Annotated in this window: 5 protein-coding genes; 4 read left to right on the forward strand and 1 reads right to left on the reverse strand. The window is 65.8% G+C overall.

Translation table 11 applies throughout. From position 1 onward, the window contains the following. The 4 genes from RUW20_RS12525 to RUW20_RS12540 form a co-directional block, all read left to right on the forward strand. On the forward strand, window positions 1–399 hold a 399-nt coding region (locus tag RUW20_RS12525; protein WP_313952566.1), incomplete at its 5' end, for an SDR family NAD(P)-dependent oxidoreductase. Next, a complete protein-coding gene (locus RUW20_RS12530) occupies window positions 396–1,313 on the forward strand; it encodes a ferritin-like domain-containing protein (protein WP_313952567.1) in 918 nt (305 codons plus the stop codon). The genes RUW20_RS12525 and RUW20_RS12530, both read left to right, overlap by 4 nt. Before the next feature lie 114 nt (window positions 1,314–1,427). After that, window positions 1,428–3,071 (forward strand): DUF262 domain-containing protein, encoded by a 1,644-nt coding sequence (locus tag RUW20_RS12535; protein ID WP_313952568.1) that lies wholly within the window; start codon window positions 1,428–1,430, stop codon window positions 3,069–3,071. Beyond that, window positions 3,072–4,283: a type II toxin-antitoxin system HipA family toxin gene (locus RUW20_RS12540; protein WP_313952569.1), complete on the forward strand. Its 1,212-nt coding sequence runs from the start codon at window positions 3,072–3,074 to the stop codon at window positions 4,281–4,283. Here the strand turns inward: RUW20_RS12540 and RUW20_RS12545 are convergent. Next, on the reverse strand, window positions 4,241–5,587 hold a 1,347-nt coding region (locus tag RUW20_RS12545), incomplete at its 5' end, for a GH3 auxin-responsive promoter family protein (protein WP_313952570.1). The genes RUW20_RS12540 and RUW20_RS12545 overlap by 43 nt on opposite strands.

Genomic DNA, 5,587 nt, shown 5'->3' on the forward strand with positions numbered 1-5,587 from the left:
AAGTTCGCGCTGGAGGGGTTTTCGGAATCGCTTCGCCACGAGCTGTCAGCGCATGGCATCCAGGTCGCGCTGGTCGAACCGGGCGGCTTTCGCACGCGTTTCGCGGAGAACATGCACTGGGGCGAACTGCCAGCGGCGGCCGGCGGCATTGACGAGCGGCAACTGGCCGCCTATCGCGCCATGCAGACAAAAATGCTGGCGGGCCCGGGCAAGGACCCCGCCGCGGTGGTAACCGCCGTCGTTCGCCTCGCCGAGATCGACAAAATGCCGCTGCGCACCCGCGTCGGCAGCGACGCCAGGGCCCTGCACCTGCTCCGGCGCATCCTGCCCGAGCGGGCAGCGAGCGCGCTGATCGGCGCCCTGTTCCGCCGGCGCCTGGGACAAGAAGGCAGCGAATGAGCGCCGACGACGGCCGTGCCGAGGCCTGTGTTGAACGTCGCAGCGAAGCCCTGCGGCGCGCCGCCGACCGCCTCGTCCGCCGGCGCCTGCCGCCGGCCGCACCCGACGGCAGCACGCCACTCTGGTCGGCCTCGTTCTTCGGCCTCGACCGCGTTCCGCGTTTCTGCGCGGCCGACGAGAGCACCCGGGCGGCGGTGCTCGACGACTGCGCGACGGCACTGCTGGCCGAAGCCTGGCGCATCGAACATTGCGGCATCGACTACTGCGGGCGGATGACGCGGGTCGGCGAGAGCGACGACGAGCGGCGCCTGTTCGCGCTGATCGGGGCGGACGAGGCGCTGCACGCCTCGCTGCTGGCGCGGTGGATCGCGAGCCGGGCACCACAGCCCGACCCGTTCAGCCGTTTCATCGCCGGTCTCGCCGAGGCCGGCGCACCACAGCCGCTGGCCTTCCTGCTGCAGGTGGTGCTCGAAGGCTTCGGCATCGTCCATTTCGGTTCGCTGGCCACCTCCTGCCGCGACGCCGGACTCGCCGCCACCTTCAGGCGCATCGCCCGCGACGAGGCGCTCCACCATGCCGGGGGCCTGGCCACCTTCAGCCCCGATCGGCTGAACGAAGCTGACCGCCGCTTTCTCGAAGACGCTGCCTACAGCTTCCTGCAAATGATCCGCTGCGGCCCGCAGGGGGTCATCGCGGCACTTGATCGCCACATCGGCTTGGGTGACGGAAACGACAGCGCCAACGTCTTCGCCGCGCTAGATGCAGAAGCGGCGAGCGCCGACAAGCTGGCACGGCTGCGGCGGCTGATGGCGCAGCCAGGGATGGCATGGCTGCTTGATCGCCTGGATGCGAGTGGCGCGTTCACCGCTTGCCCGGCAGGCGATTGCGCTCAGGTCTACGCCGACACGCGTTGAAGCGCCGCGGCAAACCAAAGCCCGGCTCTACGTGCAACGCACCGGCGACGTGCAAGAACAGAAGGCTTGTGAAACAATCGTCTGAACAACCTCGATAGACGACCGACGACAACCATGAGCACCACGCCGCTGCTTGACCGACGCCCGGAAGCACGAACCTTCAGCGTCCAGGACCTGCTGGAGGTGGTGGAAAGCGGTCGGATTCGCATTCCCAGTTTCCAGCGCGCTCTCAGATGGGGCCGCAGGAACGCCAGCCTCCTGCTGGACAGCCTCTATCTGGGCTACCCGGTGGGAACACTGCTGCTGTGGGAAGCCCCCGCTCCGGCCGCGGCAGTCCGTCTTGGATCGCTTCGCCTGCCGGCTCCCCAAATGGACAATGCGCTGTGGGTCGTCGATGGCCAACAACGGATTGCTTCGCTCGCCCGGATACTGCTCGCTGCCGACCCGGACGAGGACGACTTCGCCCTGTATTTCGACCTTGACACGGCCACCTTCATCGTTCCGCCGGCCGCCGGCAAGCGTCGCACAGACCCGTCGCGCTGGCTGCCAATGACGGTCGTGCTCGACTCGGAAAAGCTGATGCAATGGTTATTCGAGCACGCCGCCGCTGCGGGTAGCCGGCAACGACGCGACACGGCGATCCAGTTGGGCCGGCGCCTGCGTGAATACGAGATCCCGGCCTACGTCGTCCGCAGTGACGATGAAAGAATCCTGCGTGACATCCTCCACCGGATCAATTCGGCCGGCAAGAAGCTGGACGAGTCCGACGTCTTCGACGCGCTCAACGGCTCGCGCTCGCAGAGCCGGCCGGCGACGATTCCACAGATTGCATCAGATCTGGAAACGCTGGATTTCGGGCGAATCGAAGACAGAATTCTTCACCGGCTGATGCGCGTCCTGCTCGGGCTGCCGGTCGTGAAAAGCACCCGCAGCGAACCACCGCTATTGGATGATACGCAAGCCGAGCACGCTTACCGGCTGACAGCGGAAACGGCGAGCCAGATCATCCTGTTTCTCAAGAAGGATGCAGGCATCCCGCATTACGACCTGCTGCCTTACAAGCAGGCCTTCGTGACTCTCGGCAGGTTCTTCCAGCTCCATCGCCAACCTTCGCCCCGATCGCGCGAATTGCTCGCGCGCTGGATTTGGCGCGGGGCGCTTAACGGCGCCCACCAGGGCGACACGGTGTCGACGCGTAAGGTCTTGGCGCGCATCGTCCCGGAGAGCGAGGAGCGATCCGTGGCGGGAATGCTGGAGATGGTCAAGGAGAGGCCGCCGCTACTTCCCGACGTCACCGATCGCTTCAATTTCCGTTTTGCGGCCAGCAAGCTACTGGCCCTTGCCCTGCTCAGCCTCGAACCGAGGAACATCGAAAGCGGTGCCATGCTGGCTGCGGGGCAACTGATGAGCGAAGTGCAATCTGAGCACGACCCGTCGCCACTGCTACAGATCTTTCCCGTGCGTGCCGGCGACGATGAAGCGTTGCGGTCGGCGGCCAACCGGCTCGTCCATCCGCCGCACAAGGGCGGCATACGGCACTTACTGCTGACGATTGACGATGCCAGCCTGCTGCTGTCGCACGGGATCAGTGAAGCCGCGCGGCGGTCGCTGGGCGACGGCGACATCGCCACCTTCCTGAAGTCACGCACGGAACACTTGCGCCCACGGGTGCAGGCTTTCTTTGCCAGCCGTGCCCGCTGGGACGAGTCGGACCGGCCGAGCATCGGGTCGCTGATTGTCGATGACAAGGCGGCCTGAGTGGAGCAGCGTCTGGAGGTATGGCTGAACGACACCCCGGTCGGTCAGTTGAACCTGACGCGCAGCGACGGCTGCGAGTTCAGGCTGCTCGAATCGTACAAGAACGCCTACCCCCGGCCCGTATTGGGGCAACAATTTATCGACGATCCGGACCAGGTACAGAGCTCCAGAAACAGAACGCCGCCATGGTTTTCCAACCTGCTGCCGGAAGGCGCCCTACGCGAACTGATTGCTCGTCAGGCTGGGGTTGCGGTCTCTCGGGAGTTCTTCCTCCTGCATCACCTTGGTGAGGACTTGCCCGGGGCCGTGCGCATTGTCGCCGAGGACGGGCCGCCGGAAAGCGATGGAGCACGCCTGGCTGCGGCTGACCCGCAAGCGCTCAAAGATGGGTGGCATTTCTCGCTGGCCGGAGTGCAGCTCAAGTTTTCTGCCCGGCGCGAAGGGCGTGGACTGACCATCCCGGTCCGCGGAACCGGTGGCGACTGGATCGTCAAGTTACCGGACGCTCGTTTTCCTGGTGTGCCGGAGAACGAGCATGCAACGATGCGCTGGGCAGCCGCCAGCGGCATCACCATCCCGGACATCCTTCTGATTCCGGTTGCCGGAATTTCCGGCTTGCCGCCGGAAGTGAATACCTTCGCAGGACAGAATGCGCTCGCTGTCCGCCGCTTCGACCGCCCTTCGCCGGACAGACGCGTTCATATCGAAGACTTCGCGCAGATTCTGGGCCTTTACCCAGAGGAGAAATACGACAAACCCAACTACGAGACGCTGGCCAACCTGGTCTTCAGGATCGCCGGGGAATCCGCGCTCGACGAGTTCATACGGCGGTTGGTTTTCGTGGTGGCTTCCGGAAACGGCGATGCCCACCTCAAGAACTGGAGCCTGATCTACCCTGACGGCGTCAGCGCGGGACTATCGCCCGCCTATGATTTCGTTTCGACGCTGCAGTACAAGGCCGACGACCAACTGGCCCTCAACCTCGCCCGCTCGAAACGTTGGCAAGACGTCACCCGCGAATCCTTCCTCCGTCTCGCGCGCAAGATTGGCGAAGACCAAACCCGCATGGCAGATCGAGTCGATCGCGCAAGTGAAGCGATCATGACGGCATGGCACTCGTCACGAAACGACTTTGGTTACGCCGCGCAAGGGCTCGCAAGCATTTCATCTCACCTCGCACGAGTGCCGCTGTTCTCTGCCCACACGCGTTGAAGCGCCGCGGCATGCACGCCGCGAGCGAGGTCGACGGACACCACGAGCGCCTGATCCTTGATGTCGCCCGCTTTCATGCCGGAGGCGATGAGCGCGTCGTGCACCGTGCGTCGCATGTCGGCGCACGCAAGCACCTCGACCGCAGCGAGCTGACCGAGCAAACGCGCTTCGCGGTAGCGGAAGGCCTGCATCAGCGCCGTTTCCAGCAGGCCGGCGATGCGCGGGTCGGGATCGTCGGTCAGCAGGCAATAGCGCGGCGGCCGGTTTTCCGGCAACAGGGGGTGCAGGGTCGCGAAGGCTTCGCTGCGGATGATCCCGGCGAGCGCGTCGGCAACGAAGGCCTCGGCGAGCTTCTCGCCGACCAGGTCGCTGACCCGGTCGGCGCGCCCGACGAAGTCGAGCAGCGGTGCGCTGCGATGGCGGCCACTGACGCGCACGCGATCACCGAGCCGATAGCGCAGCAGTCCGCCCGGCTGGGTGACGATCAGCGCGTACTCGCACTCGGCGTCCGGTTCGACCTCGCTGAGCAGATGCAGGCGGCCCTCATCGTCCTCCAGTTCCAGGAACACGCTGTCGACCAGGGGCACGCAGCCGTTCGCCTGAATGAGCGGCACGGTCACCGGCGCTTCCGTCGCCAGCAGGCCCTTGCCTTGCAAGCGTGCCTGCGGCAGATGTCGCGCGAGTGCACGCGCCGGGCCGGCTGCAGCCGCCGCGCTCCAGCAGGAGAGCAGCTGCAGCGACGGCCAGATCGTAGCCCAGGGCAGCGGATCGCGGCGCAGGAGCGCGCGGCGGTTCGGTGGCAACGCAGCTGACAGGCGTTCGCGATTGGCCTCGATGTGGTCGAGCAGCACCAGCAGGTAGGTCGGGTTCCAGACCGAAACGATCTCCAGGTCTTCGGCAGCCAGCAGCGAGGTAGCCAGCGCGTCACGAAATGCCTCGGGATCGCGCAACTTGGGCGGCGTGACGATGAAGCGGCCGATCAGCGCGCGCAGGGGTCGGCCGAGGTATTCGCCGTCGTCGGCGAAGCCTTCGCCGCTGTCGAGCGGCGGTGAGACGCTCATGAAGGTGCGTCCGGAGCGCAGGCGCAGGGAATGCGTCAGCAGGTCGTGCGCCCAGATGGCGAAGAGGCCGCGAAAAGCGCCGAGCAGGGCATCGTTGTAGGGAATGTGCTTGATCGCGCCGGAACTGCCCGAAGTCGGTTCGTAGCAGCGCGCTATCCCCGGCGTAATGGGTGTAATGGCAGCCGCCGAGCCGCCCCGCTGGGCTTCGATCCAGTGCTCGATGGCGGCGTAGTCGACCAGCGG

Source organism: Accumulibacter sp., from assembly GCF_032229525.1.
In the GTDB taxonomy this organism is placed as follows: Bacteria; Pseudomonadota; Gammaproteobacteria; order Burkholderiales; family Rhodocyclaceae; genus Accumulibacter.

Coding starts and splice junctions, on each gene's coding strand:
- RUW20_RS12535 (WP_313952568.1), top strand. CDS start 1,428: ATGAGCACCACGCCGCTGCTTGACCGACGCCCGGAAGCACGAACCTTC.
- RUW20_RS12530 (WP_313952567.1), top strand. CDS start 396: ATGAGCGCCGACGACGGCCGTGCCGAGGCCTGTGTTGAACGTCGCAGC.